Origin of the sequence: Thermoflexibacter ruber (assembly GCF_900113045.1) — a bacterium.
In the GTDB taxonomy this organism is placed as follows: domain Bacteria; phylum Bacteroidota; class Bacteroidia; order Cytophagales; family Thermoflexibacteraceae; genus Thermoflexibacter; species Thermoflexibacter ruber.
Genome location: NZ_FONY01000003.1, coordinates 93,112 through 117,341 on the forward strand (window position 1 = coordinate 93,112; position 24,230 = coordinate 117,341).

At 38.2% G+C, this 24,230-nt stretch carries 18 protein-coding genes, 1 tRNA gene and 1 pseudogene; 13 read left to right on the forward strand and 7 right to left on the reverse strand.

The annotated features are described in order from the left end of the window. Positions 1-100 precede the first annotated feature (100 nt). Together BM141_RS02400 and BM141_RS02405 are read right to left on the reverse strand one after the other, a co-directional pair. Positions 101-1,642 (reverse strand): hypothetical protein, encoded by a 1,542-nt coding sequence (locus tag BM141_RS02400; RefSeq protein WP_091539411.1) that lies wholly within the window; start codon positions 1,640-1,642, stop codon positions 101-103. Further along, positions 1,639-1,788 (reverse strand): DUF2256 domain-containing protein, encoded by a 150-nt coding sequence (locus tag BM141_RS02405; protein ID WP_091539414.1) that lies wholly within the window; start codon positions 1,786-1,788, stop codon positions 1,639-1,641. The genes BM141_RS02400 and BM141_RS02405 overlap by 4 nt, the downstream gene beginning before the upstream one ends. 165 nt (positions 1,789-1,953) lie before the next feature. Here BM141_RS02405 and BM141_RS02410 point away from each other — a divergent pair, with 165 nt between their 5' ends. The 6 genes and pseudogenes from BM141_RS02410 to BM141_RS02435 all read left to right on the forward strand — a co-directional run. Continuing rightward, positions 1,954-3,189, forward strand: a complete 1,236-nt coding sequence (locus BM141_RS02410) for a GAF domain-containing protein (protein ID WP_091539418.1) — start codon at positions 1,954-1,956, stop codon at positions 3,187-3,189. Between the two features lie 65 nt (positions 3,190-3,254). Further along, positions 3,255-4,028, forward strand: a complete 774-nt coding sequence (locus BM141_RS02415) for a type III pantothenate kinase (RefSeq protein WP_091539421.1) — start codon at positions 3,255-3,257, stop codon at positions 4,026-4,028. Between the two features lie 59 nt (positions 4,029-4,087). Next, complete coding sequence (locus BM141_RS02420; RefSeq protein WP_091539424.1) at positions 4,088-5,344, forward strand: BamG family beta-barrel-assembly machinery protein; 1,257 nt, start codon at positions 4,088-4,090, stop codon at positions 5,342-5,344. Positions 5,345-5,631: 287 nt separating this feature from the next. Further along, a complete protein-coding gene (locus BM141_RS02425) occupies positions 5,632-7,017 on the forward strand; it encodes a hypothetical protein (protein WP_143090769.1) in 1,386 nt (461 codons plus the stop codon). A gap of 175 nt (positions 7,018-7,192) precedes the next feature. Continuing rightward, positions 7,193-8,722: a glutamine-hydrolyzing GMP synthase gene (gene guaA / locus BM141_RS02430; RefSeq protein ID WP_177217246.1), complete on the forward strand. Its 1,530-nt coding sequence runs from the start codon at positions 7,193-7,195 to the stop codon at positions 8,720-8,722. A gap of 105 nt (positions 8,723-8,827) precedes the next feature. Further along, a pseudogene (locus BM141_RS02435) lies at positions 8,828-8,980 on the forward strand (acetyl-CoA hydrolase/transferase C-terminal domain-containing protein); the annotation flags it as partial. A 24-nt stretch (positions 8,981-9,004) separates the two neighbouring features. Here BM141_RS02435 and BM141_RS02440 read toward each other — a convergent pair. After that, positions 9,005-10,447 (reverse strand): hypothetical protein, encoded by a 1,443-nt coding sequence (locus BM141_RS02440; RefSeq protein WP_091539436.1) that lies wholly within the window; start codon positions 10,445-10,447, stop codon positions 9,005-9,007. Positions 10,448-11,013: 566 nt separating this feature from the next. Between BM141_RS02440 and BM141_RS02445 the strand changes: the two genes are divergently transcribed. The 4 genes from BM141_RS02445 to BM141_RS02460 all read left to right on the forward strand — a co-directional run bounded on the left by BM141_RS02445 (position 11,014) and on the right by BM141_RS02460 (position 14,990). After that, positions 11,014-11,087: transfer RNA gene (locus BM141_RS02445), tRNA-Asn, on the forward strand. A 205-nt stretch (positions 11,088-11,292) separates the two neighbouring features. Continuing rightward, positions 11,293-12,168, forward strand: a complete 876-nt coding sequence (locus tag BM141_RS02450; protein ID WP_091539439.1) for a TraB/GumN family protein — start codon at positions 11,293-11,295, stop codon at positions 12,166-12,168. A gap of 219 nt (positions 12,169-12,387) precedes the next feature. Beyond that, the gene (locus BM141_RS02455) at positions 12,388-12,843 is read left to right on the forward strand and encodes a (2Fe-2S)-binding protein (RefSeq protein WP_091539443.1); all 456 of its coding nucleotides are present in this window, start codon (positions 12,388-12,390) and stop codon (positions 12,841-12,843) included. Between the two features lie 11 nt (positions 12,844-12,854). Then, positions 12,855-14,990, forward strand: coding sequence for a xanthine dehydrogenase family protein molybdopterin-binding subunit (locus BM141_RS02460; protein ID WP_091539446.1), 2,136 nt, complete (start codon positions 12,855-12,857; stop codon positions 14,988-14,990). Between the two features lie 73 nt (positions 14,991-15,063). Here BM141_RS02460 and BM141_RS02465 read toward each other — a convergent pair whose 3' ends face one another. From BM141_RS02465 to BM141_RS02480, 4 genes are all read right to left on the reverse strand, one after another. Continuing rightward, a complete protein-coding gene (locus BM141_RS02465; RefSeq protein WP_091539449.1) occupies positions 15,064-16,383 on the reverse strand; it encodes a sigma-54 interaction domain-containing protein in 1,320 nt (439 codons plus the stop codon). 147 nt (positions 16,384-16,530) lie between these two features. Further along, a complete protein-coding gene (locus BM141_RS02470) occupies positions 16,531-17,700 on the reverse strand; it encodes a Gfo/Idh/MocA family protein (RefSeq protein WP_245763965.1) in 1,170 nt (389 codons plus the stop codon). 185 nt (positions 17,701-17,885) lie between these two features. Continuing rightward, positions 17,886-20,381, reverse strand: a complete 2,496-nt coding sequence (locus BM141_RS02475) for a ligase-associated DNA damage response DEXH box helicase (protein WP_091539454.1) — start codon at positions 20,379-20,381, stop codon at positions 17,886-17,888. 35 nt (positions 20,382-20,416) lie between these two features. Beyond that, a complete protein-coding gene (locus BM141_RS02480; protein ID WP_245763966.1) occupies positions 20,417-20,872 on the reverse strand; it encodes an NUDIX domain-containing protein in 456 nt (151 codons plus the stop codon). A 150-nt stretch (positions 20,873-21,022) separates the two neighbouring features. Between BM141_RS02480 and BM141_RS22760 the strand changes: the two genes are divergently transcribed. From BM141_RS22760 to BM141_RS02490, 3 genes are all read left to right on the forward strand, one after another. Then, positions 21,023-21,160, forward strand: coding sequence for a hypothetical protein (locus BM141_RS22760; protein WP_177217239.1), 138 nt, complete (start codon positions 21,023-21,025; stop codon positions 21,158-21,160). Between the two features lie 380 nt (positions 21,161-21,540). Further along, positions 21,541-22,293: a glycosyltransferase family 2 protein gene (locus tag BM141_RS02485; protein ID WP_091539458.1), complete on the forward strand. Its 753-nt coding sequence runs from the start codon at positions 21,541-21,543 to the stop codon at positions 22,291-22,293. 17 nt (positions 22,294-22,310) lie between these two features. Next, entirely contained in the window at positions 22,311-24,212 is a 1,902-nt protein-coding gene (locus BM141_RS02490) for a polysaccharide deacetylase family protein (protein ID WP_091539462.1), read from the forward strand. Positions 24,213-24,230 lie beyond the last annotated feature (18 nt).

Below are 24,230 nucleotides of genomic sequence, written 5' to 3' on the forward strand. Positions count from 1 at the left end.
AGCAATTATAATGAACTTATTTATCAGGCAAAGGTAGGTAAAATTTTCGGAATTAAAGACATACATCAAATATAAAACAAGATTGTTTGCAGAGCTTTTGCTACTTCTTTACAAAGAGGTAATAGTTCTCAGTGGTAATTTTTTCATAACCCGCACTTATTAAAAATTCAAAATCCTCGGTAGTATAATTCCTAATTTTCAATAAGATAATAGCACCAAATTCTTGATTTTGAATAGCTTGGTATCTATTTAGATTTTGATAGTGTACTCTTTCATAAAACTCAGGGTGCGACTCACGTATCGTTCTCAGTTTTTTAAATTGGGTGCTTTGGGAATAATAGTTAAATACATGGCTGGCATCTGCCAAAATAGGTAGGGGAGTTTGCTGAGCAAGTTGGATAATTTGCCAGATTTCTTTCTTCTCGGCTTGATGCTTGGCACGAATTTGCTCAAATGGGATAGTAACAAATCCATAGATAGTTTCTGCTAAGATACAGAGTACTAAGATAAGTTTGACCACAAAACTATCAGATAAGCTTTTGATAATCAAAAGAGAGGCAAGTAAAATCAAAAGAAATGCAGGCATTAGATAGGTATGATAAAGAGCAAAAGGCAACATAAAAAGTAAGTAGGCAAACCCGCAGAATAGCAAAAGTAACATTGGGTTCTCGACTCGATGATAATTTTTGACTAAGGCAAATAAAGAAGTCAAAATCAAGATAGTCAATGAAATATGACCCAAGAAGAAATCTTTGATGACTGAAAGTAACCTAACCGACTGATACTCCTCGTTGCTGGCAAAGAAAATTCTGTAAGTATAATATGCCCAAGATTTTAGGCTTCCCCCTGTGTAAAAAAAACTTGGATTGAGCAAGAAAACCCATAGCAAAGTAAAGCATAATATTTTTGCTATTGCTTGGGGCTGGTTGCGGAAAGATAAAAAATAAAAAATACTTGTAAAAAATATAATAACAATGTAGGTTTCTAACATCAGTATCATCAATGCAATAGAAAAACTCAGTGATAGCTGAGTGGATAGCTTTTGCTCATCAGATTTAAAATTTTGTAGCTGAAGAAAGAAGAATAGACAGCTCAGAGAAAAAAAAGAGTGAAAATTAGCCGTTTGGAAAGTGGAGGCAAAGATAGGGGAAATAAACAAAATAGAAAGCCCTATGAAAAAGTAGAAAATAGGGTAGGGGAGGGGAGAGGATTTGAGGTAAAAGTAAAATAAAAGTGCGAATAGACTTAAAAGCAAGCAGTTACTTAGCACTATCCAATTTTCTGCACTTATCTGCTTGCATAAAATCCAGACATATACGGGCAATACAGGGTGGAAATGTCTAAGCAGAAAAACATCTTCTTGCTCATCAGGCATTTCTTGTATTACTTTTTGAAGCAAAACGGTGTCGCTGACAAGTTTAGCATAACTATATCGGAGGAATTGTGAGAGGGTGGCACTGTTAGTTTCTAAGGCATTTCCTACGATACCTCGCTGAATGGCTTGTTGGTAATGTACCTCGTCCCAAGAAAGTACCCTATCTTTTTGACTATCAAATATCAAATAAAAAAAGACCACTGCACTGATACAAAGAACAATGCTAATTAAATTAAAAAAAATCTGATTTAAGGAGAGCCTTTTCATGAGGCTTTGGATTTATTTTGTCTGCACTTATCGCTACAATATTTTACCTCGTCCCAGACCTTTTCCCATTTTTTTCTCCATTGGAACGGGCGGTGGCACACGGGGCAGATTTTTTCAGGTAAATCTGATTTTTTACGCATTTTCATTGTCGAGGAAATTATTTGGACTACTTATCAACAATTTAAGAGCCTATTTTGCAAAAATAGGAGTGTAATTATTTAGTTAAAATTTGTTAATGAAATGTTTATCTATCAAAATATGCAAAGGCTTTATTATTTTTAGAGTAAAAATAAATTTTCAAGTAAATAAAAGTGATACTTCGCAATAGCATATATGCCATTTTAACACTTTTTTTAAGTGTGCTTGTTTTTGCTTATCTGAGCCTGAATAGACCAGATAAATACATAGATGAAATCATGTTTGCCCTGCTTTTGGCTTGCTTGTTTGTGTTATACATGGTGGTATATTTCTTACTATTGCGTCCGTTGGGGAGGCTGGCAAGACAAAGTTCAAAAATTGCCAAAGGAGATTTGAACCAGCCTATCATACAGACAGCTTTTGGAGAAATAGATGAAATTGCTAAATCCATCAACTTGATAACGAGTAATATAAAACAAGCAACTGAATTTATCAAGAAAATAGAAAAAGGCAATATAGACATCAGTACGCAAACTTTGCAAGGCAACGATAGCTTGTCAAGAGCCTTAGTCAATATGAGCTGGCAAATCCAAAAAATAGCGGAGGAAGAGCAACAACGCAACTGGGCTACTGAGGGCATGGCACAGTTTGTTTATATTTTGCGTTCTAATAACGATGATATACAGGCACTTTGCGATAACATCATTACTAACTTAGTCAAATATTTAAAAGTTCAGCAGGGAGGTCTATTTGTGGTCAATGATACTACTTTGCCTATAGAAAAACGTTACTTAGAATTATATGCCTGCTATGCCTATGACGAAAAAAAGTACATGCACAAACGCATAGAAATAGGTGAAGGCTTGATAGGGCAAACCTATATACAGAACGAAACCTTGCAACTAAATGATATTCCCGCAGACTATACTAAGGTCATATCGGGCTTAGGAGAAGCCAGCCCAAAACACTTGCTTATCGTACCTATGCGGGTCAATCAGGAAGTTTTTGGCTTGTTAGAGCTTGCCTCCTTCAATCCTTTCCCTAGCTATCAAATCCAATTTATAGAAAAGTTAGGGGAAAATATAGCTGCGACTATTTCCAACGTAAAAGCCAATGAGAAAACTAAGCAACTGCTCGAGGAAGCACAACTCCTTGCTGAGCAGTTAAGGGCGCAAGAAGAAGAAATGCGTCAGAATGTAGAAGAGTTACAGTCCACCCAAGAAGAAATGGCTCGCAAGCAACAAGAATTGGAAGCTACCAACAAAAAAATGGAATCAAATGAGATAGTCCTCAAAAAAGCCTTAGACAAAGGAAAAAATAAAGAGCAGGAATTTATACAAAAGCTCAAAGATAAAGAAGAGGAAATAAATCAGTTAAAACAAGAATTAGCAAGTGTTAAAAAAACTTAACCCACTCTAAGTTTTTATGAAAATTGACCAACTTTGTGGCTTTGATAAAATAAAAAAGATTTTTAATGCCTATGAACTTGGCAATAGATGTGGGAAATACCTCTGCCAAAGCCGCTTTATTTGATAAAGAAAGATTGACAAGAAGGATAGAAGATTTAGACGAGTCATCGCTAAAAGTAATACTATCACAAGAGAGAATTGAAAATATGATTGTTTCCTCTGTCAATACTTATTCAGAAAAATTGCTTAGTTCTTGTGTCCCACCTCTTGCTTCTCAGCATATTCCTATTTTCAAACTCAATTATCAACTTCCCTTGCCTATCAAGATTTTGTACCAAACTCCAGAAACCTTGGGCATGGATAGAGTAGCGGCCGTAGTAGGTGCAACGCTTGTATGCTCAAATACGAATAGTTTAGTAATAGATGCAGGTACTTGTATCACTTTTGATTTCATAGATGCAAGTAAAAACTATCATGGAGGAGCTATTACGCTTGGGGTAGCGATGAGGTTCAAGGCTTTGCATGAGTTTACAGCTAAACTTCCCTTGTTTTCAAAAGCGAGCTTTGATGCAACTGCTTCTTTTATAGGCAAAAGCACAGAGTCTTCCATAACAAATGGAGTGGTTTATGGGGTAGCCCATGAAATCAAAGGAATGATAGAAAAATATATCTCAACGTTTGGCAATATGAATGTAATCCTCTGCGGGGGCGATGCTCCTTTTTTACATGAAAATCTTAAAGAAAAATTAGCAGATATTTCTACTAATGTAGTGATAGAGAAAGACCTGTTGTTTTTAGGTTTAAATCAAATTTTACTATATAATCTAAATCGAAATTAAATACCGTATTGCGTTCAATTAAAATATTGTATTCATCAATGTCTGAAAATACATCAAATATGTTCAAAATTCTCCCTATCTTCATTTTTATCAGCTTTTTATCGCTTACGCTATCAGCACAAAATGGCAATGCCCCATATTCTCGCTTGGGCATAGGTCAGTTAGCAGAGTCTGGCTCTTTGTACAATATTGGCATGGGAGGGTTGGGTGTAAGCAATGGCAGTCAAGCCTATATCAATCTGATTAACCCTGCCTTGCTAACGCGTAATACGCTTACTGCCTACGAAGCCGCCGCCAATGCAGAGTATAAAATTATCTCCTCCAATAATGCTTCAGAAAGAAATAGTACAGGAAACTTGTCATATTTAGCCTTTGCTTTTCCTCTGACACGCCATTGGACATTAGGAGTAGGTTTAAAGCCCTTCAGCAATGTGAATTACATAGATAGATTCGAGCAGAAAATACCCCAAAGACCTTCTTTCATAGAATACTCTTACGAAGGAACAGGTGGAGTAAATCAGGCATTTATTTCAAGTGGTTTTTTATTGACCAAAGGGCTATCCGTAGGGATACAAGCCAACTACAACTTTGGTGCTATCAATACAGCTTCTATTTCCAGAATTATAGACAATCAACTTAGCTATGCTGTTGCTCTTTATGAGCAAACTAATTTTGGAGATTTGAGCTACAAAACAGGTATTGCTTACAGAGTGCGAGTAGGGAAGGAAACTTCGCTCAACTTTGGGGCAGTCTATGATTTAGAAGCAAACTTGGCAGTAAAAAAGTTTCGCTCCGCCCAGCGCAGAGATGCCTCTGGACAAATTTTCTCTTCGGATACCATTTCCCGCGACCTCAGAGGGAGTGTGCTTCTTCCTGCCAAATATGGATTTGGAATCAGCCTCCAACGTCCTTTCAAATACACAGTAGGCATAGACCTTACGTTCCAAGACTGGAGCAGCTTCACAGGTTTGATACTCAGAGATACCTTACAAAGCTCTCAAAAAATTACTGTGGGGGGCGAAATTACCCCTAACATCGCCTCTATTGGTAGTTACTTGGCGCGTATTACTTACAGAGCAGGAGTAACGCACACTATACTACCTTATTTGCTCAATGGAAATTCGCTCAACGAAACCAGCATTAGCTTAGGTTTTTCTCTTCCAGTAAATAGGGGACTATCAAGCATCAACATGGCATTTATAGGAGGACAGAGAGGGGTAGCTGGAGAAAATACGCTCAAAGAAACTTTTTTTAGGGTACATTTGGGCTTAACGGTAAACGACCAGTCGTGGTTCTATCGTAGGAAAATCAGATAGTAAAATACCTCATTAACAAAAGGTTAAGTTAAAAAATGCAAATAATTCAATTTTTGGCTTACATAATGCAATATTGTTAATTAAGAAATGCGTAAATTAGCTTATTAATTCAAATAAACGATAATAGCGAAAATCATCAACCTGACTTATGGACAACCCTACAAGTGTTAAGATAAATCTTGTAAGTTTTTAAATAATTTACTTAACTTGCGATTTTATTTTAGCTTATACTTTGAATCGTAACTATTATTCTTATTCCTTTATTTATTCATTAAAAACAGTAAACTATGATGAAAAGGTTATTAGTCATTACACTTTTATTAGTCGGGGCTGTCAGTTTATCATCAGCACAACCTTCTAATTGCAATCCTGCACCGACAAACTGCGAAAGCGGCTGGTGTTGGGGAGAAGACCCAGGTAAGGCAAAGGAAACCTATACGCTATTTGCAGATGCCGTTAAACTTAAAGAATACGACCGTGCTTTAGAAGGCTATGAGTGGTTAGAGAAAAACATCCCTTGCCTAAATGAGGCATTGTATATCAACGCACTGAAAATGTTTGAAGGATTAGCTGATGCAGCAAAAGATGCTAATTCCAAAGTTGCTTATCAAAATAAAGTCATTGCGCTCTATGATAAACGCATGAGTATTTATGGAGAAAAATTAGATGTTATGGAGCGTAAGGCACTGCTATATTATCCCTATGAATTAGATGGGAAAACCAATGTAGATGCAGGTACAGTGGACAAACTGTATGATTTTTACAATAAGTTCATGGAAAAAGCAGGAGCTAATATCAAATATCCACGCATCATAGTTTACTACACCGACCTCATGTGTAAGAAAAAAACTATCTCTAAAACTTTGAATGATGAGGTAATATTAGATAAGTACGGCAAAATCACCCAGATGGTAGATGATAAGATTAAAGAAGGAGTCAAAAAAGAGGTGTGGGAAGAAATCAAAACGGCGGTAGATGGTTTAGTAGAATTGACCGTGCCTATGGGTTGCGACTATATCACCAAACAGCTTTATCCTAAGTTGAAGGAAAACCCCAATGATATTGACATGGCAAAGAAGATAGTTGCCTTTATCCTAAGAATCAAAGAAGATGAAGACAAAAAGACATGTTTCAAAGGAGAAGTATTCACTAAAGCTGTAGAAACTATCTATAAAGTAGAAAAGAATGCAAATACTGCAAGGCTATTAGCAGAGCGTGCATGGGCAAATGATGAAGAAGAAACATTCTTGAAATACATTAATGAAGCTATAGAACTTGAAACCGACCCAGGTAAAAAAGCAGATGATTTGCTCAGACTTGCCAAATTGGCAAATAAGCAAGGTAAACTCAGCGAAGCCCGTAGCTTGGCATTGAAAGCCGCCACTACAGAAGCTTCCAAAGCCGCAGAAGCCTACTCTTTTATTGGAGATTTATACATGAGCAGCTACAAGCAATGCAGCTCTGGTGATGCGGTACAGTCGCGTGCTGTTTTCCTCATAGCGTATGATATGTATGAGAAAGCAAGAGATTCTAAAGGCATGGCAAATGCAAAAGCTCAGTTCCCTACTGTAACAGATGGCTTTACTTTGGGCAAAAAAGAAGGAGACGTACTAAGCGTTGGGTGCTGGATTGGTGGCACTACCACCCTACGCATGAGAAAATCAGGGCAATAATTGTACGATAAGATACAAAAAAAAGGTTTTGAGTAAACTACTCAAAGCCTTTTTTTATATCTTTGTAAAAAATTATTTTCATCAGGTTTCAGGCTTCCGAAAAAGTTTGAAACCTTTGATTTTTAACAAAATCAAACCATAGCAAACCGCTTCAAACAAGAAGTTTAAAGACATGATAACTGAAAAAATCCTCATCCTCGACTTTGGTTCTCAATTTACCCAACTTATTGCTCGCCGTGTGCGAGAACTGAATGTATATTGTGAAATCCACCCATACAATCATTATCCCCAACCCGATGGCACTGTCAAAGGGGTAATCTTATCAGGTAGCCCAAGCTCAGTAAGGGAGGAGAACGCTCCTGCGGTCAATCTGGAGGATTTTCGTAAAAAACTTCCTCTTTTAGGGGTTTGCTATGGGGCGCAGTTATTAGCACAAAAAAGTGGGGGCGAGGTACTTCCTTCTGACACAAGAGAGTACGGTAGAGCAAACTTAAAACTTATCAAGAAAGATAGTCTTTTACTCACAGGGCTTTCTCAAGCCTCCCAAGTCTGGATGTCGCACAGTGATACAATTATGCGTATTCCTGCTGATTTTGAACTAATTGCAAGTACTGAATCAGTCCAAGTTGCCGCATTTCAAATAGCAGGAGAGCAGACCTACGGGATTCAGTTCCACCCCGAAGTTACCCACTCTTTAGAAGGCAAGCAATTATTAGAAAACTTCGTAGTCAAAATTTGCCAATGCAAGCAAGACTGGAACTCTGCTAACTTTATAGAAAGTACGGTGCAGGAACTCAAAGAAAAATTAGGACAAGATAAAGTAGTTTTAGGCTTGTCAGGAGGCGTAGATTCTTCTGTTGCCGCTTTATTACTACATAGAGCCATAGGAAAAAATTTGCATTGTATCTTTGTAGATAATGGCTTGCTTAGAAAAAATGAGTTTGAGGACGTATTGCACTCATACCAAGATTTAGGCTTAAACGTCAAAGGAGTAGATGCTAAATTACAGTTTTACAACGCACTAAGCGGACTTTCTGACCCAGAGGTAAAACGTAAAGCTATTGGACGCACTTTTATTGAAGTATTTGACCATGAAGCCCACCAAATACAAGATGTCAAATGGTTAGGTCAAGGTACAATTTATCCTGATGTAATAGAATCTGTATCGGTCAAAGGACCCTCAGCCACCATAAAATCGCACCATAACGTTGGTGGGCTGCCTGACTTTATGAAACTCTCAGTAGTAGAACCTTTGAGGTCGCTATTCAAAGATGAAGTGCGTAGGGTAGGGGGGGAGTTAGGTTTACCCCCGCACATTCTCAATCGTCACCCTTTCCCAGGACCCGGTTTGGCAATTAGAATTTTAGGGGAAATTACTCCTGAGAAAATTCGTTTGCTCCAAGAGGCAGATTATATTTACATTCAAAACCTCAAAGAAACAGGCTGGTACGGAAAAATTTGGCAGGCAGGGGTAATTTTATTAGATTCTCGTTCAGTAGGCGTGATGGGAGATGAGCGTACCTATGAGCATGTGGTAGCATTGAGAGCGGTTCACAGTACAGATGGCATGACGGCAGATTGGGTACATTTACCCTATGAAATTTTGGCTAAAATCTCCAATGAAATTATTAATAAAGTAAAGGGAATCAACAGAGTAGTCTATGACATTAGCTCTAAACCACCCGCTACAATAGAATGGGAATAAATAATCTGTATTTTACGAAAATGATACACACGAAATTTACTGCTTGCAGAAGTAGATGAACCTCCTTTGTAGTACCCATGGACGCATCATTACTTCAGAAGAAAGACAAATAGGCACGTACATTATGTAATTACGGAATACGGTATCGCTTACCTATACGGGAAAAGTTTGAAGCAGAGGGCAAAAGCACTCATAGCCATTGCCCACCCTCAGCACAGGGAAACCTTAGAAAAAGCAATACATGAAAAATTTGGTTAGTTAAGCAAATTGCTTTGCCATTGCTTAATCACCGCAAAGCAATTTTACCAATTTATCATCTATTTTGATGTACTTAGTAGGCGAGAATAACCTTCTGTCCACGTCTGAGATTTTGTCAGCTACATTCCTAATTTTTTCTGCTTTTTCTTTTTTGGCTTCGCTGGTAGCTATTTTCATAATTTTCAAAAAACTAATGATGTGGCTACAATCTTCCTTGCCCAAAATGCGGATTTGCCTTTGAATACTATTGATTAACTGATTAAACAAATCCATTTCTTTCATCAAGCAGTACTGTAGTGCTAAAATGGACTTAATCTCAATAGTGGCATAGGGGTATCTTTTTAGGCTGAGGTCGTTCAGTAGGTCGTTGAGCCATTTAGCTGCTTCTGAGTATTTATCTGCATAGTAACAACAGATAGCCCGATACACTACATAATTGATATACAAAGCAATATTATCATCATCATATTCAAAATTTTCAAATAGGGCTTCGTTTTCCTCGTAGAGTTGTCCTTGCAGATTCATTCTCAGCGTTCTTTCCAATTTGGTAGAAAGGAACTGGGCTGGATAGGTAAATAAGTTGTAGTTGGAAAGTAAAATAGCTGAGGACTCGTTAACATCTTCGTAGAATTTTTCTGCTTTTTTATATACTTTGTAGTGATTGTAGTATTCTAATTTGAGGTATTCAAATACGAGTTTGAGGTGATAATAGATAGAATCTGCCTTATACGAATCAAAAGTATGACTTACCTCCTCCAATATATCCTCGATAGGCTCTAAGTTGTCGGTGGGCTTGTCCTCCTCTACATACAGTCTATGAAAAACACTCATACAACTTTGATATACTTTTAACCTATGCGATTGATACAAATTGGCTACATTAGTCATCTCATTGTTGAGTAAAATCAGTCCCAGTTTATCTGTTTCATCTCCCGAAAGGGCAAAAAATCCGAATTTTTTAAAATACTCTGCCAGCATATCCTCTGCTTTGTCCACCGCCAGCATGTACGCAATATGTCGGTTATATAACTGAGAATAGTGAAAATAGTCAGCAGAGTTGATATGTAATTTTTTTAGGTTTTTATAGACAATGGTGAGTTCGTTAGATAGGTCATAGTCCAAGAGTTCACGCTCTAATTTTTTCAGTGTAGCTATCGCAATGGCTTGTTTTTTAGTAAAGATAATTTCTGTGATATTAGCTACTTTTTTCAAAAGTTCTGTTCTCGGGCTTTCCATTTGATTGAGCAGATATTCCTCAATTTTTTGGTTTAAGCGGGAACGCAGCGTATAATAGGCATTCGTATTTACATCTAAGTCCTCCATGATTTTGCTATCAGAGAGTTGCTTTTCTCTCATGTATTTGAGTAAAAGTGCTGACTTTTCTGCATTACTCTCTACCAAAGAGTTATAGATTGCCTCATAGTCATTTGTAGATAATTGCTTAATGATGTTCTTTAATTTAGCCATTGTATTTGGAGTGTTTCTACAGTTTAATAAAATTTTTATGCGTCTTGTAAGTCTTATTGCAAATTTTCTAAAAAATTGTTCTAATTTACTAATTAAAAAATAATATCCAAATATTTTTGTATATAGATGTTCCAGATTTTGAGATTTTCTTACTTTCCAATGAAACAATATTTTTTGTATGCAGGAATACCTATAAAAATAAATAAGCCCACAAAAATACACGTAATATTCCATAAATTGTATTAGAGTAGGGCAAGATTATTTACTTGAAATAGTACCTATATTTTTTTATTACATGCAAGTAAAAGCAAAGAATATTGAAAATATGATTGTAAGATTTTTAATAAAATATCAACATAAGAGATAAATAGGCGGGAATAATTCATAAGGTTTAGCTTTTCTCACTGAACAGTGATTTATCTTGTTAGAATTAATTTTTTTAAGCAATTTATAATCAATAAGTTACTATTTTATAAATGTTAAAACATAAAATTCTTTAAAAAAAATCAAAGGAAGGTCTTGCATGATATTTATAAAACATCTATCTTTGCACCACAATTTTTCACTCCTCCTTAGCTCAGCTGGTTAGAGCACATGACTGTTAATCATGGGGTCCTAGGTTCAAGCCCTAGAGGGGGAGCAGAATCAATCTTATTGAGGGGCTTATAAATGAATCCATTTATAAGCCCTTTTTCTTTCTCCTATATAAAAATGCCTTTATTGGTCAGTAGTTCAATTCTTATCTTTGGTTTGCATCAAAACTTTAGGTGCATTTGAAGTTGAAAATTAGTATCTTTGTATAAGTCATTAAACTTGTAGAAATACTAATTCCTTACACTAAACAGATGAATTATTTAAAAACTCAATCCTTAGTCATTTTCTTTTTCCTATTTTCTCTGCCTTCCCAAGCGCAACTACTTTGGAAAATTACAGGGAAAAATATAGAAAAGCCATCGTACTTGTATGGCACTATGCACACAAGTAACGCTAAAGCCTTTGTATTGAAGGATTTGCTGATAGAAAAAATAAGTACTTGCGATGCCTATGCAGGAGAAATGATTTTTGAGCCAGCCATGATGCTTGCTATTCTGCCCCAACTTTTCATGGAAAAAGATACTACCTTGCAAACCTTGCTTAATGATGATGAGTACCAAGTAGTGAAAAAAGTTTTAGATGAAAAACTTGGTATGATGTCCTCTTTTGCGGAACGTATTAAGCCTATGTTTACCAGTATGCTTTTGCAAGAAGGTAGCTTAGAGGAATTGCAAACTGCCTCTCAAAGTCAATACAAAGCCTTAGATCTTTTTTTGCAGGAGGAAGCAGGCAAGCGAAATTTAGAATTGGTAGGTTTGGAAACCTTAGAGGAGCAGATGGGAGTTATTAATAGTGTACCCTTGCCAAAGCAAGCTAAAATGCTTTATCAAGAAGTTACCAAAAACAAGCAAGAAGGCAAAGATGATAGTATGGAAAAAATGCTTAATTGGTACGCCGAACAGAAATTAGATAGTCTGTATGAGTATGCTTCTAAGGAGTTTGCCTCAGAACCAGCTTTGAGTTATCAAATCCTTACTAAACGCAACTTGAACATGGCTGACCGCATAGAGAAGTTAATAAACAAGAAAAGTGTTTTTATTGCGATAGGAGCGGCTCACCTTCCTGATAAGCAAGGTGTAATAGCACTATTGAGAAAAAAGAAATTCAAAGTAGAGCCTATAAAATAAGAATATTGAATAAAGAGAGCAGCAAAAGCCGCTAATTTTTTCTTAAAGTCAATATTTTGTTTAACTTTACTTCGGTTTTACTGTCAATTTTGTTATCAATATTGTGTTACATCTCAGCTACATACAAACAAAATAACCTTTTGCTTTGTTTAGTTTGCATATCAACCCATTACAATATTTTCTAATCACCTTTTTTCTGTAACTACAAAAATATCCATTATGCCAACTTACAAACTTACTGTGAACAAGAAAAAGTATGAGGTCAATGCTGATGCAGACACACCTATACTTTGGGTACTGAGAGACCACCTAAATTTGGTAGGCACAAAGTACGGTTGTGGTATTGCCCAATGCGGTGCTTGCACTATTCACTTAGACGGCAAAGCTACACGCTCTTGCGTATTGCCTGTTTCCTCTATAGGTAACAAAGCAATTACTACCATTGAGGGACTTTCTGAAGACGGAACTCACCCCTTGCAAGAGGCGTGGGCTACGCATGATGTCCCCCAATGCGGTTACTGCCAAGCGGGTCAAATTATGACTGCGGCGGCACTTTTGGCAAGCAACCCAAAGCCTACGGAAGAGGAAATCGTTACTGCTATGCAGGGAAATATTTGTCGTTGTGCGACTTATAACCACATCAAAGATGCTATTCTCACCGCCTCAAGAAAATAAGATAAAGAGCCATGAATACAACTACTTATAATCGCCGTTCCTTCTTCAAGGTATCTGCTGTGGCAGGAGGAGGAATTTTGTTTGGTTTTAATATGCTGACTGCTCAAAAAACTGAAGCAGGCGTAGCAGAAGTTTTGGCTGATGCCAACCAAATTAATGGTTACATTCAGATAGACAGCAAAGGAATAGTAACTATCATGTCTGCCAATCCTGAAGTAGGGCAAAACGTAAAAACTTCTATGCCTATGATAGTGGCAGAAGAACTCGATGTGGCGTGGAAAAATGTGATAGTGAAGCAAGCTCCTTTGGATACTAAAAACTTTGTAAGACAGGTAGCTGGGGGGAGCCAGTCTTTGCGTTTCAGTTGGAAAGCCCTACGCACTGCGGGTGCAACAGCAAGGCAAATGCTCATCAATGCTGCCGCTCAAAAATGGGGCATAAGTCCAAGTGAATGTACTACTAATGAAGGTGTTATTAGGAATAGCAAAGGGCAGACTGTTACCTATGGAGAGATTGCGGCTGAGGCAGTAAAAATGGAAGTTCCCAAAGATGTGCCTTTAAAAAATCCTAAAGATTTCAAAATCATTGGGAAAAATACTACCAATGTCGATATCAAAGCTATTACGACAGGAAAGCCCTTGTTCGGTTTGGACTATAAGCGCGAGGGAATGTTGTATGCTGTAGCCTTGCGGCCTCCTGCTTTCGGTCAAACTTTAGCCTCTTTTGATGACAAGGAAACCCGCAAAGTAAATGGAGTAAAAGATGTCATCAAGTTTGGAAATAAAATAGCAGTCTTAGCTACTTCTACTTGGGCGGCTATCAAAGGACAAAAAGCACTCAAAGCGACTTGGACAGGAGATACCAAAGCAGAAAGCACTGAGGAACACGACAAGAAAATGTTGGCTTTCTTAGATACTCCTTCCTCTGCCCCTAAAAGAAACGACGGAGATGTAAAAACTGCTTTTGCCAATGCAGATAAAGTATTGGAAAGAACTTTTCACGGTCCTTTTATGCCTCATAACAGTATGGAGCCTATGAACTTCTTTGCTAATGTAACCGCAGACAAAGCAGAGTTAGTCGGACCTACCCAAAGACCAGAGGAAACCCGCAAGCAAGTTGCTACTCTATTGGGCATGAAAGAAGACCAAGTAAGTGTAGAGATGACTCGCATCGGGGGAGGGTTTGGAAGAAGACTGATGTGGGATTTTGCTTTGGAAGCAGCAGAAATTTCCAAGTTAGCCAAGAAGCCTGTGCAATTGGTCTTTACCAGAGAAGATGACATGACGGCAGGCTTGTACCGACCTGCTACCAAATACAAGTTTAGGGTAGCCATCAAAGACAAGAAAGTTACGGCTTATCACCTCACAGGTACAGGCATCAATGGACAAAATTTTGTCAGAGAAACTTTCTTCCCCGCAGGAGCTTTTGAGAACTTACTCATGGAATCGCACAATGTAGAAAGCAAGATTACTACTGCTCCTTGGCGCGCACCTATCACTAACTTTTTAGCCTTTGCTGAGCAAGCCTTTTTTGACGAAGTAGCGCGAGAAATTGGGGCAGACCCCGTGCAGTTCCGCCTTGACCTTTTCGAGCAAGCAAGGGTAAATGCCCAAAAAGGAATGAAGTTTGACTATGATGTGGACAAATCCATTGGCGTAATCAAATTAGCGGCAGAAAAGTCTAATTGGGGGAAAGCAGAAAAAGGAGTTTATCAAGGATTTAGTGCGTATTATTCTCACAATACCTATGTAGCAGAAGTGGCTGAGGTCGTTATGCAAAACAACCAGCCAGTTATCAAGCGCATTGTTTGTGCCATAGATTGTGGAATTGTGGTAAACCCTGTGGCGGCGATAAACCAATCTGAAGGAGGCGTGATAGACGGCATAGGTCATGCCATGTTTGGAGATTTTTCCTTTGTTGATGGCAAGCCTCAAGCCAATAACTTCAACAAATTCAGATTGATACGTATGAGTGAAGTTCCAAAGGTCGAGATTCACTTTGTGCCAAGCCTGAACGACCCCACAGGATTGGGCGAGCCAACTTTGCCTCCTGTGGGTGCAGCTATCGCCAATGCAATTTTTGCGGCAACAGGAAAGCGTTTGTATAGCTTCCCCTTTGCAAAGGAATTAGGTATGCAAGGAAGTTAATCATTCCACTATCCAATAATTAAGCCCTAAAAAATTTTGAAATTTTTAGGGCTTATTTTGTATAATGTCAAACTTAGTCCTCTAAGCCATACTGCCTAATTTTTCTATAAAGCGTTCTCTCTGAAATGCCCAAGTCTTGAGCTGCGTATTTACGCTTGTTGTTATTCTTTTTTAAAGCCTTGATAATCATTTCTTTTTCTTGTTTTTCCAAAGAAAAATTATCTTCTTCCATGATGCTATGAGTAATGTCCTCTACTTTGGCATATTCAAAATCGTCGTTTTCCTCTTCCTTTGCATTGGCTATGGGATTGAGCAATAAAGAGGTCGGTGGAGTAGTGTTGTTTGCTACATTACTTAGGGGGACGCCTGAGTGCGAAGTGCTATGAGCAGATGCGAAAATGTCTTCTTCTGTATTGTTAAAAAGATGCTTGTTTTGCTGAATGATTGTTTTTCCCGAACTTTCACCCTGAAGTATGGTGAGTACTAATTTTTTTAACTCTGCAATGTCTTTTTTTACATCAAATAAAGCCTTGAACAAAATGCTTTCTCGCTCTGTAAAACCTTCTTCTCTGCTATCTCCAAGAGGTACAGGTAAGGTAGTCATTTGATTTTGAGGGAGATACTTCATCAAAGTTTCGGCAGTAATTTCTTTATTTTCTACTTCTAAGACGGAAATCTGGCTTACTATATTTTTTAACTGTCGAATATTGCCGGGGAAGCGAAACCTGAGCAATAATTTTTTTGCCTCCTCGTCTAAATTGATAGGTTTTACAAAATTCTTTTCTGCAAAATCAGCCGCAAACTTCCTAAACAAAAGTAAAATATCATTTCCTCTTTCTCGCAAAGGAGGAATGTAGATAGGGACTGTATTCAAGCGAAAGTACAAATCTTGACGGAATTTGCCTCTTTCTACAGCTTTCATTAAGTCCACATTGGTAGCGGCTACTACTCTTACATTGGTTTTCTGTACTTTAGAAGAACCTACCCTAATAAATTCCCCATTTTCTAATACACGTAAAAGTCTTGCTTGCGTGCCTAAGGGCATTTCGCCGATTTCATCTAAGAAAATAGTCCCTCCGTTGGTTTCCTCAAAATAACCTTTGCGGGCTTCGGTTGCTCCTGTAAACGAGCCTTTTTCATGCCCAAAAAGTTCTGAATCTATTGTGCCTTCGGGAATAGCCCCACAATTAATTGCAATAAAGTTGTTGTGCTTACGAGGGCTGAGTTGGTGGATAATTTTAGAGAAAGATTCTTTTCCTGTACCGCTTTCGCCTGTAATGAGTACAGTCATATCTGTAGCCGCCACCTGCACCGCTACTTGGATAGCGTGATTGAGGGCAGAGGAGTTGCCGATGATACCAAATCGTGATTTTATACTCTGAATATCAGTCATTTACTTTATAATTTAATTTATCTTTGGCGATAATTTTGTACTATATTTAAGAGAACAATCTGTCGGGAAGTGCAGTATAAGATAGTACAAATCAAAGACAAAAAAGGTTTACGCTTTGTAAAATATGCCAAATTTAGCACAAAAAACCTACTTAATCAAAGGATAGCTAAAAGAAGATTGTAATTTGATTCGCTTTCCTGTACTTTGGGACGTTCTTGCCGCTTCTATTACCTCCAAGACGTGTAAAGCATGTTCTACGGTAATCAAAGGTTCTTGGGCGGTAGCCAAACTTTCTGAAATAACCGAAGCTCCCTGTTCCCATACGTAGTTGCCTGCCTCAGGAACAAATCGTACCGTTTTTTCATTTTCCCATGTAGCCATATCTACCCCCGCAGGTGCCCAGTCGTAGCCTATAAGGTGCATATTCCCATGCGTGCCGTAAATCGTAATTGAAGGTTTTTCTTGCCCTTTGCCTTCATGTCCATAAGGGTCAAAGTAATTAAAGCCACACTGTACATGAGATAAAACACCATTATCATGCTCCATAATGACCATAGCATTGTCCTCCGCCTCTACTTTGACTTCTCCTTTGTTATCTGTTTTTCGCAAAGGTGTAACGATACTGGTCATGGCAATAACTGACTTGGCAGGACCTAAAAGCCCTGTCAAAGTAGCTAAATTGTACACGCCTAAATCGGGTAGGCTTCCGCCTCCTTTTTCGTAAAAAAAGGCAGACCAAGTAGGTCCCAAATGTCCATAATGAGCATGAGCGGCAGACACTTTCCCCAATTTTCCGTCTTGAATCGCCTTTGCCATGAAAGCAAATTGAGGGCTGTTCACTACGGCAGGGGCGCCCCAAATTCTTACCTTCTTTTTCTTTGCTAATTCTACTAATTCTTTGCCTTCTTTGTAGGTGTTTGCTAAAGGTTTCTCGCTCCAAATATGACGACCGGCAAGCAAGGCTTGTTTGTTGAGCCTACCATGCTCTTGCATATCAGTAAGATTGACCAATAAATCGAAAGGCACTCCTGCTAACTGTTGGTCTATATGGGTATAGTATTTGGCAATCTTATACTTTTCTGCTTGGTTTTTGGCTCGCTCAGGCACAATATCACAACAACTCACTATTTCTACATAAGGGCATTTGGATAAGTGAGGTAGGTACATATTGGAAACGCTGCCACAACCTATTACTCCTACCTTTACTTTCTTGTCTGGCAAAGTATGAGCCTTTCCTACTAAGGGAGATAGTACCGCAATAGCTCCCAGCATACCGCACTGTACTAAAAAGTCTTTTCTTGTTAATAATTTTTCCATTTTCATTTTTATTTAAAAAGCTGTATTTCAAGAGTATAGATAATTAGATAATTTTCTGTCTGCTCAGAGGCTTGTGAGTTATTGTAAATTCCTTCTTGGGGTTAGGGCAGACTTGCTCAGTCAAACGCTCTCTTTTTAATATCACTTGAGCAATATTACCAAAAAAATAGGACATAGGAAACTTCTTAACCTGCCAATTTTTCTAATTGCAAGGTCATTTTTTTTACTCTGTCCTCCAAAGATTCAGAGCTAAGTTTTTCACGAAGTCTATCTACCAAAATAGGAAAGGCAAAAGGAGTAGGTTGTAAAGTTTTTTTCAAGACGATTTCCTGATGATTAGTTTTTTCCAAAGCTGTTTGCAAGCGTTTTAAATCTAACTGCAAGTTAATGCTTTCTACGTAGGCTTGATGAATGAGCAGATTATCGTTATCATATTTCCTGAATACATCAAAAAGTAAACTCGTGGAGGCTTGTAGGTGCTTTTTAGAAATGTACTTGTTAGGGTAGCCCTGAAAAATAAGCCCTGAGATTGCCGCAATGTCCCTGAACTTGCGTTTTGCCATTTCGGTTTCGTTCAGGCTATTAGAAAGGTCTTCAAGGAGATGCTCTGCGCTAAAAAGGTCAGTAGCTAAGGCTTTTTGTATAGGAATCTCTTGGTCGGAGAGCAACTCAAAGCCGTAGTCATTCATGGCAAAGCTAAAAGTAATTTTTTGTAACTTACTGATTCTAAATGCGATTAGTGATGCCAATACTTCGTGAACAGCTCTGCCCTCAAAAGTATAGAAAAATAGATGATGTCCTTCTTGGGTTTGTAGCTGCTCGATTAATAACTGCTTTTTTGTAGGAATGATAGACCATGTTTTTTGAAGTATTAAAATGGGGGCTATGGCTTGGAGTTCAATACTGTTTTCTTGACTTGCTAACTGACCATTGGTGGCAAGGTAGATTTCTAACTGTTCCCTTAGTAAGTCCGATAATTCACTGGACAAAGGTAGCCTTCCTCCTGCCCAGCGCGGCAATATGCCAGATTTCTTGTTGGTTTTTCTAACCAAAGCGTTCATTTCTTTCATCATTACAAACTCCAAATTGCGCCCTGCAAACCAAAAAACATCTCCCTCATTGAGCCGAGCAATGAAAGACTCTTCTACCGAACCTATGTGAGAACCATTCAAGTATTTGACTTTAATGACGGGGTCGCTGACAATAGTGCCTATGGACAAGCGGTGTTGGTAGGCAACTTTACGTTTCTTGACTTGGTAAAAATTTCCTTGCCTTTCTACCTTTTTGTAATCATCGTATTGGGCAAGCCCGTTGCCTCCCGTAGTGATAAACTCCAATGCCCATAGCCATTCTTCCTTGCTGAGCATTTGATAACAGTGTGTTGTTATAATCTCATCGTAAAGCTGCTCGGCATCAAAGCCATCTGAAACTGCCAAAGTCAAAAGATACTGCACCAATACATCAAAACAAAGCAACAAAGGTTCTCTTTTTTCTATCAGTTGTCTTTTTACAGCGGTTTTAAGAGCGGCGGCTTCCAATAGCTCTAAGGCGTGAGTAGGTAAAAAATAAATCTTGCTAATGGCATCGGGTCTATGCCCGCTTCTACCTGCTCTTTGGAGAAAGCGCGCCACTCCCTTGGGGCTACCTACTTGGATTACTGTGTCCACAGGGCGAAAATCAACACCTAAGTCCAGACTTGAAGTACAAACGACTACTTTTAGTTTCTCCTCGTGCAAGGCATTTTCCACCCAAGTCCGAATCTCATTGTCCAAAGAGCCATGGTGCATAGCGATTTGCCCTGCTAACTCAGGCGCATAATCCAATAATTTTTGATACCAAATTTCCGTTTGCGACCTTGTATTGGTAAAAAGTAAGGTAGTTTTACTTTGCTCTATGATAGGTAAGATTTTGTAAATCAGGTTTGTACCCAAATGCCCTGCCCAAGGGAAGCGTTCTATGGTATCAGGTAAAATCGAAGATATATCTATTTTCTTTTGGATATTTGCTCTGATAATGGTAGTATCCTTATCTATTGAGTTTGAGAAAAGAGGAAAAGTCAAGACTTTTTTTGCCTCTTCTAAGTTCCCAATGGTAGCCGAGATACCCCAGATTTTTAGTGCAGACTGGATAGCTACGAGGCGGGAAATTGCTAACTCCATTTGTACGCCGCGCTTAGTACTCATCAGTTCGTGCCACTCATCTACTATGACGGCTTTTAGGTTTTTAAATAAGTCTGCATAGCCTTTTCCTGAGAATAGAATATGCAAACTCTCAGGCGTAGTAAGCAGACATTCAGGCATTTGCTTTTTTTGTTTTTGGCGTTCTGTACTTTCCGTATCTCCTGTACGCAATCCCACTCTCCAGCCTAACGCCAAGTCATCGACTGCGATCTGCATAGCTTTTTGCAAGTCTTTGGACAAGGCTCGTAGAGGAGTAATCCAAAGTATTTGCAGTCCTCTGCCTTGCTTATTTTCTTTCTCATTTTTTAAAGTATTTAGCCATGCTTCTGCCAAGCAAGGTAGCCAGAGAGCATAAGTTTTCCCGCTTCCCGTAGGAGCATTGAGCAAGCCGCTTTTCCCTGACAAATAAGCAGTTGCACACTCTTCTTGAAAAGGTTTCATTTGCCAACTTTTACTTGCAAACCAAGCATGAATGTAGGCAAGTCCTTCGTTCAGCTTCATAGAGAAAGCAAATGTTTTGATGGCAAATATAGCGATTAGATAATAGATTTGATGTTTAAGTTTTTGATTTCCTCTATACTGCTTACTTGGTTGAGGAAATGCACCTTATTCATCGTAGGAATCGCTGCCAGTTCTTCAAAACTAAACCAACGTACCTCTGCCAAATAAGGCTCATTTTGAGGATAGTAGGCTTCTTTGATTTCTCCTCTGACAATTTTTACCTCAAAGAAAAACTCAATCGCATGAAGTGGGTCTTGGATAAACTGCTGAACGAAGAGTAAATTACCTACTTCTACCTCTAAGGTTGTTTCTTCTAAAAACTCTCTTTTCAAGGCTTCTTGTAGGGTTTCGCCATACTCCACCCTTCCCCCTGGCGGAATCCACAAATAAGGAACATGAGGAAGGCTAATTTGTTTGACAAGTAATATTTTATTTTGATGAAAGCACACGCCGCATACTCTTACGCGCACTTTGGGTTGGTGATTCTCCATTGGAAAGGTATAAATGAAATATAAGTAAATACAGACAAATACATTTGAGTTACTACAAAAATATTACTCTTTTGGGGTAATTTATCAGTAAGTATCCAACGCCGAAGGTGTGCTATATTTGTAGAAAATAATGAATAAAACCGCGTAGCGGTGGCATATTTCACGCCTACGGCCTTGCTGAATGTTGGGCTTACTCTTTTCTACAAAGATGACAGCCCTACGGACTTAAAGTTAGATATAGTATTGTTCATTGGAAAAAGTGTCAGAGAACCAAAGTCCCTTTCTTAGCAAGAGAAAGGAATTGAAAAATCATTTTATTTTGAGTATAATTACTTATGGTGATGATTCCAATTGTATGATGGTATTTTATCTACTGTTATCAATTTGATGAGAAAAGTGTTTTTTTGAATAAAAACCTGTGTTTATCAGCCCAATCCGTATTATCGGTGTTCTATTTTGGAACACTGATGACACAGATTGTACCGATGAGAACGGATTTTTTTAAACACATAAAATTATCATACATTTGAAAACACCACCTTATCTATAAGTGACAAAAGTACTTGAAATAATACATATTAAGGGAGAGTATGTAAAGTTTTTTTACTAAAATTTTTAAAACAGGTGAATTATATGTAGCTTGCGATGCTTTTTAGAGGTACAAGTGAATGATTCAGTTAAGTGTAGTGATTATCACTAAAAATGAGGAACGCAACATAGCGAGATGTTTGGACTCGGTCAAAGAAGTGGCAGATGAAATAATAGTAGTGGATTCTTTTTCAACAGATAAGACCGAACAAATTTGTAGAGAAAAAGGGGCAGTTTTCATACAAAATCCTTTTATCGGACACATCGAGCAGAAAAGATTTGCCACCGAACAGGCTCGTTCCCAATATGTTCTTTCTCTCGATGCTGACGAGGTTTTGGACGAGATACTGAAAAAAGAAGTCTTGACTATCAAGAAAAATTGGCAGTATGATGGCTACACTTGCAATAGAATGACTAACTATTGCGGGACTTGGATTAGGCATGGCGACTGGTATCCCGATGTACAGCTCAGGCTGTGGGATAAAACCAAAGGAAAATGGGGCGGTACTAACCCTCACGACCGTTTCATGATGCACCCAAATACCAAAGTCAAACACCTCAAAGGCAATATCTTACATTACAGCTATTACACCATAGAAGGGCATATCCAACAAATGAATTTCTTTACCAGTATTCTTTCCAAAGAGTATGTAAAAAAAGGTAAAAAAGCCTCTTGGGTTAAAATTTTACTCAGTCCCTTATTTACTTTTTTGAGAGGATACATATTCCGATTGGGTTTCTTAGACGGCTATCATGGCTTGGTAATTAATCTGATTTCTGCCCATGCTACTTTTATCAAATACATTAAAGTCAAAGAGTTAGAACATCGTTAATCAATATACAACTACTAATGCGTATCCTTCATACTTTCTCTGCTGATATTTTGGCAGGCTCGGTCTTTTATGCTATTTCCTTAGCAGAGAAGCATACCGCCGAAGGTCATCAAGTCTTTTTGCTTTCAGATAGAGATGACCTACCCACTTCTGTACCACAATTTGCCTTGCCTATTGGGAATCGCAACCATTTTCAGCGATTTAAAAATATCCAGTTTATCAAAAAAATTATCAAAGAAAAAGATATTCAAGTAGTGCATGCTCATTCCAGAGCGGCAAGTTGGGTGAGTTATTTCGCTGTCTTAGGCACAAAAATTCCCCTGATTTCGACTATCCATGGCAGGCAACATATCCACGCCTCCGTCAAACTCTTTGATATTTATGGAGATAGACTGATAGCTATTTGTGAAAACTTACGTACTCACCTTATTAATGAAATAAAAATAAAGCCTGAAAAAATTTCCTTGCTAGCAAATGGTTTTGACTTGGATAATTTGGAAGCCTTCACGCAAGCCTATCAAATGCCTACTACGCCTTTCGAGGAGAGCGAACATAAGCCTCGCAAAGCAAAAGTAATTTCTTGGATAGGCAGACTCAACGGTGGGAAAGGTGAGATAGCCACTGAACTTTTACACCAAGTATTTCCGAAACTTTTAGAAAAATGTAATCTTCTAAATATTAATCTAATAGGAGGGAAACTTCATGAATTGCCTCTGCAAGGACAAAAGCAATTTCACCTCTTGAATGAAAAATTTGGCAATAGGGTGCGAGAAGTAGGCTTTATTAGCGATGTGCCTGCTTGGGTAAAAGGTTCTGATTTAGTCATAGGAGCGGGCAGAGTAGCGATTGAGGCATTGTATTTGCAGACCCCTTTGCTTGCTTTGGGAGAGGCTACTTGTCATGGCATCGTAGAGGAAAGTAATTTGCAGGAATGTTTAGCTTCTAACTTTGGTGATATTCTCCCCACCAAGCAAGCCCACAAGCACGACTACGATTGGATTTTCTCCGAACTCAGCACCTTTTTATATCCTCAAAACTACGAATCACGAACATCAAATATCAAACATCAAACATCGAACAACCAACATCTCATCAAAGACTGCTACGACATTAGAAAAATAGCTACTAATGTATTGGAAATTTATAAATCTGAAATAGCCAGAAAAGCACACCCTCGCTTTATCCCTATTTTGATGTACCATAAAATTCCCGACCAGCCCATAGCTTCGCCAAATAAAATTTTTGTAACGAAAAAGAATTTTGAAAAACATCTTCATTTTTTTAAGCTAAGAGGTTTAAAACCAATTACTTTTAAGGATTACAGAGATTTTAGAGAGGGCAAAATAGCGGCTACTGTTTTTCCTAAAAAACCTATTATCCTCACTTTTGACGACGGCTATGCGGATAACTACACCAACCTGTTGCCGCTCATGGAAAGGTACGGATACAAGGGAGTTTTATATTTGTTAGGAGATTTTGATGTCCGCTACAATTTTTGGGATGCAGACCAAGGCGACCACAAGGACGAAATCATGAGCAAAGAGCAAAAGCAAACTTTTGTAGCAAAGGGCTGGGAAATAGGCTCGCATACGCTTACCCATAGGCATTTGTCGCAACTTTGTGAGGTAGAGGTTTTTAATGAAATATCCCAAGCCAAAGCAAATTTGGAAAAAGAGTTACAAACAGAAATCATATCTTTTGCGTATCCTTATGGAGATTTGAGTGAAATGGTAAAGACCCAAGTCAGAAAATCAGGGCATTTGTTTGGCATTGCTACGGACTCAGGAGGTATGCACATCGAAGACGACCTTTTCCAAATCTTCCGAGTCAATATGTTCCCAGAGGAAAGTATTTTCCAACTGTATAAGAAAACATCATCTTGGTACAGAAGCTATTACAAGAAGAAAAGAGGGAGGTGAAATTGATTTAAATATATT

What these genes read in the sequence shown, in the direction of transcription:
- BM141_RS02400 (WP_091539411.1), bottom strand. Translation starts at nt 1,642, where the DNA reads ATGAAAAGGCTCTCCTTAAATCAGATTTTTTTTAATTTAATTAGCATT.
- BM141_RS02405 (WP_091539414.1), bottom strand. Translation starts at nt 1,788, where the DNA reads ATGAAAATGCGTAAAAAATCAGATTTACCTGAAAAAATCTGCCCCGTG.
- BM141_RS02415 (WP_091539421.1), top strand. Translation starts at nt 3,255, where the DNA reads ATGCCTATGAACTTGGCAATAGATGTGGGAAATACCTCTGCCAAAGCC.
- BM141_RS02420 (WP_091539424.1), top strand. Translation starts at nt 4,088, where the DNA reads ATGTTCAAAATTCTCCCTATCTTCATTTTTATCAGCTTTTTATCGCTT.
- BM141_RS02425 (WP_143090769.1), top strand. Translation starts at nt 5,632, where the DNA reads ATGATGAAAAGGTTATTAGTCATTACACTTTTATTAGTCGGGGCTGTC.
- BM141_RS02440 (WP_091539436.1), bottom strand. Translation starts at nt 10,447, where the DNA reads ATGGCTAAATTAAAGAACATCATTAAGCAATTATCTACAAATGACTAT.
- BM141_RS02450 (WP_091539439.1), top strand. Translation starts at nt 11,293, where the DNA reads ATGAATTATTTAAAAACTCAATCCTTAGTCATTTTCTTTTTCCTATTT.
- BM141_RS02455 (WP_091539443.1), top strand. Translation starts at nt 12,388, where the DNA reads ATGCCAACTTACAAACTTACTGTGAACAAGAAAAAGTATGAGGTCAAT.
- BM141_RS02460 (WP_091539446.1), top strand. Translation starts at nt 12,855, where the DNA reads ATGAATACAACTACTTATAATCGCCGTTCCTTCTTCAAGGTATCTGCT.
- BM141_RS02465 (WP_091539449.1), bottom strand. Translation starts at nt 16,383, where the DNA reads ATGACTGATATTCAGAGTATAAAATCACGATTTGGTATCATCGGCAAC.
- BM141_RS02470 (WP_245763965.1), bottom strand. Translation starts at nt 17,700, where the DNA reads ATGGAAAAATTATTAACAAGAAAAGACTTTTTAGTACAGTGCGGTATG.
- BM141_RS02475 (WP_091539454.1), bottom strand. Translation starts at nt 20,381, where the DNA reads ATGAAGCTGAACGAAGGACTTGCCTACATTCATGCTTGGTTTGCAAGT.
- BM141_RS02480 (WP_245763966.1), bottom strand. Translation starts at nt 20,872, where the DNA reads ATGGAGAATCACCAACCCAAAGTGCGCGTAAGAGTATGCGGCGTGTGC.
- BM141_RS02485 (WP_091539458.1), top strand. Translation starts at nt 21,541, where the DNA reads ATGATTCAGTTAAGTGTAGTGATTATCACTAAAAATGAGGAACGCAAC.
- BM141_RS02490 (WP_091539462.1), top strand. Translation starts at nt 22,311, where the DNA reads ATGCGTATCCTTCATACTTTCTCTGCTGATATTTTGGCAGGCTCGGTC.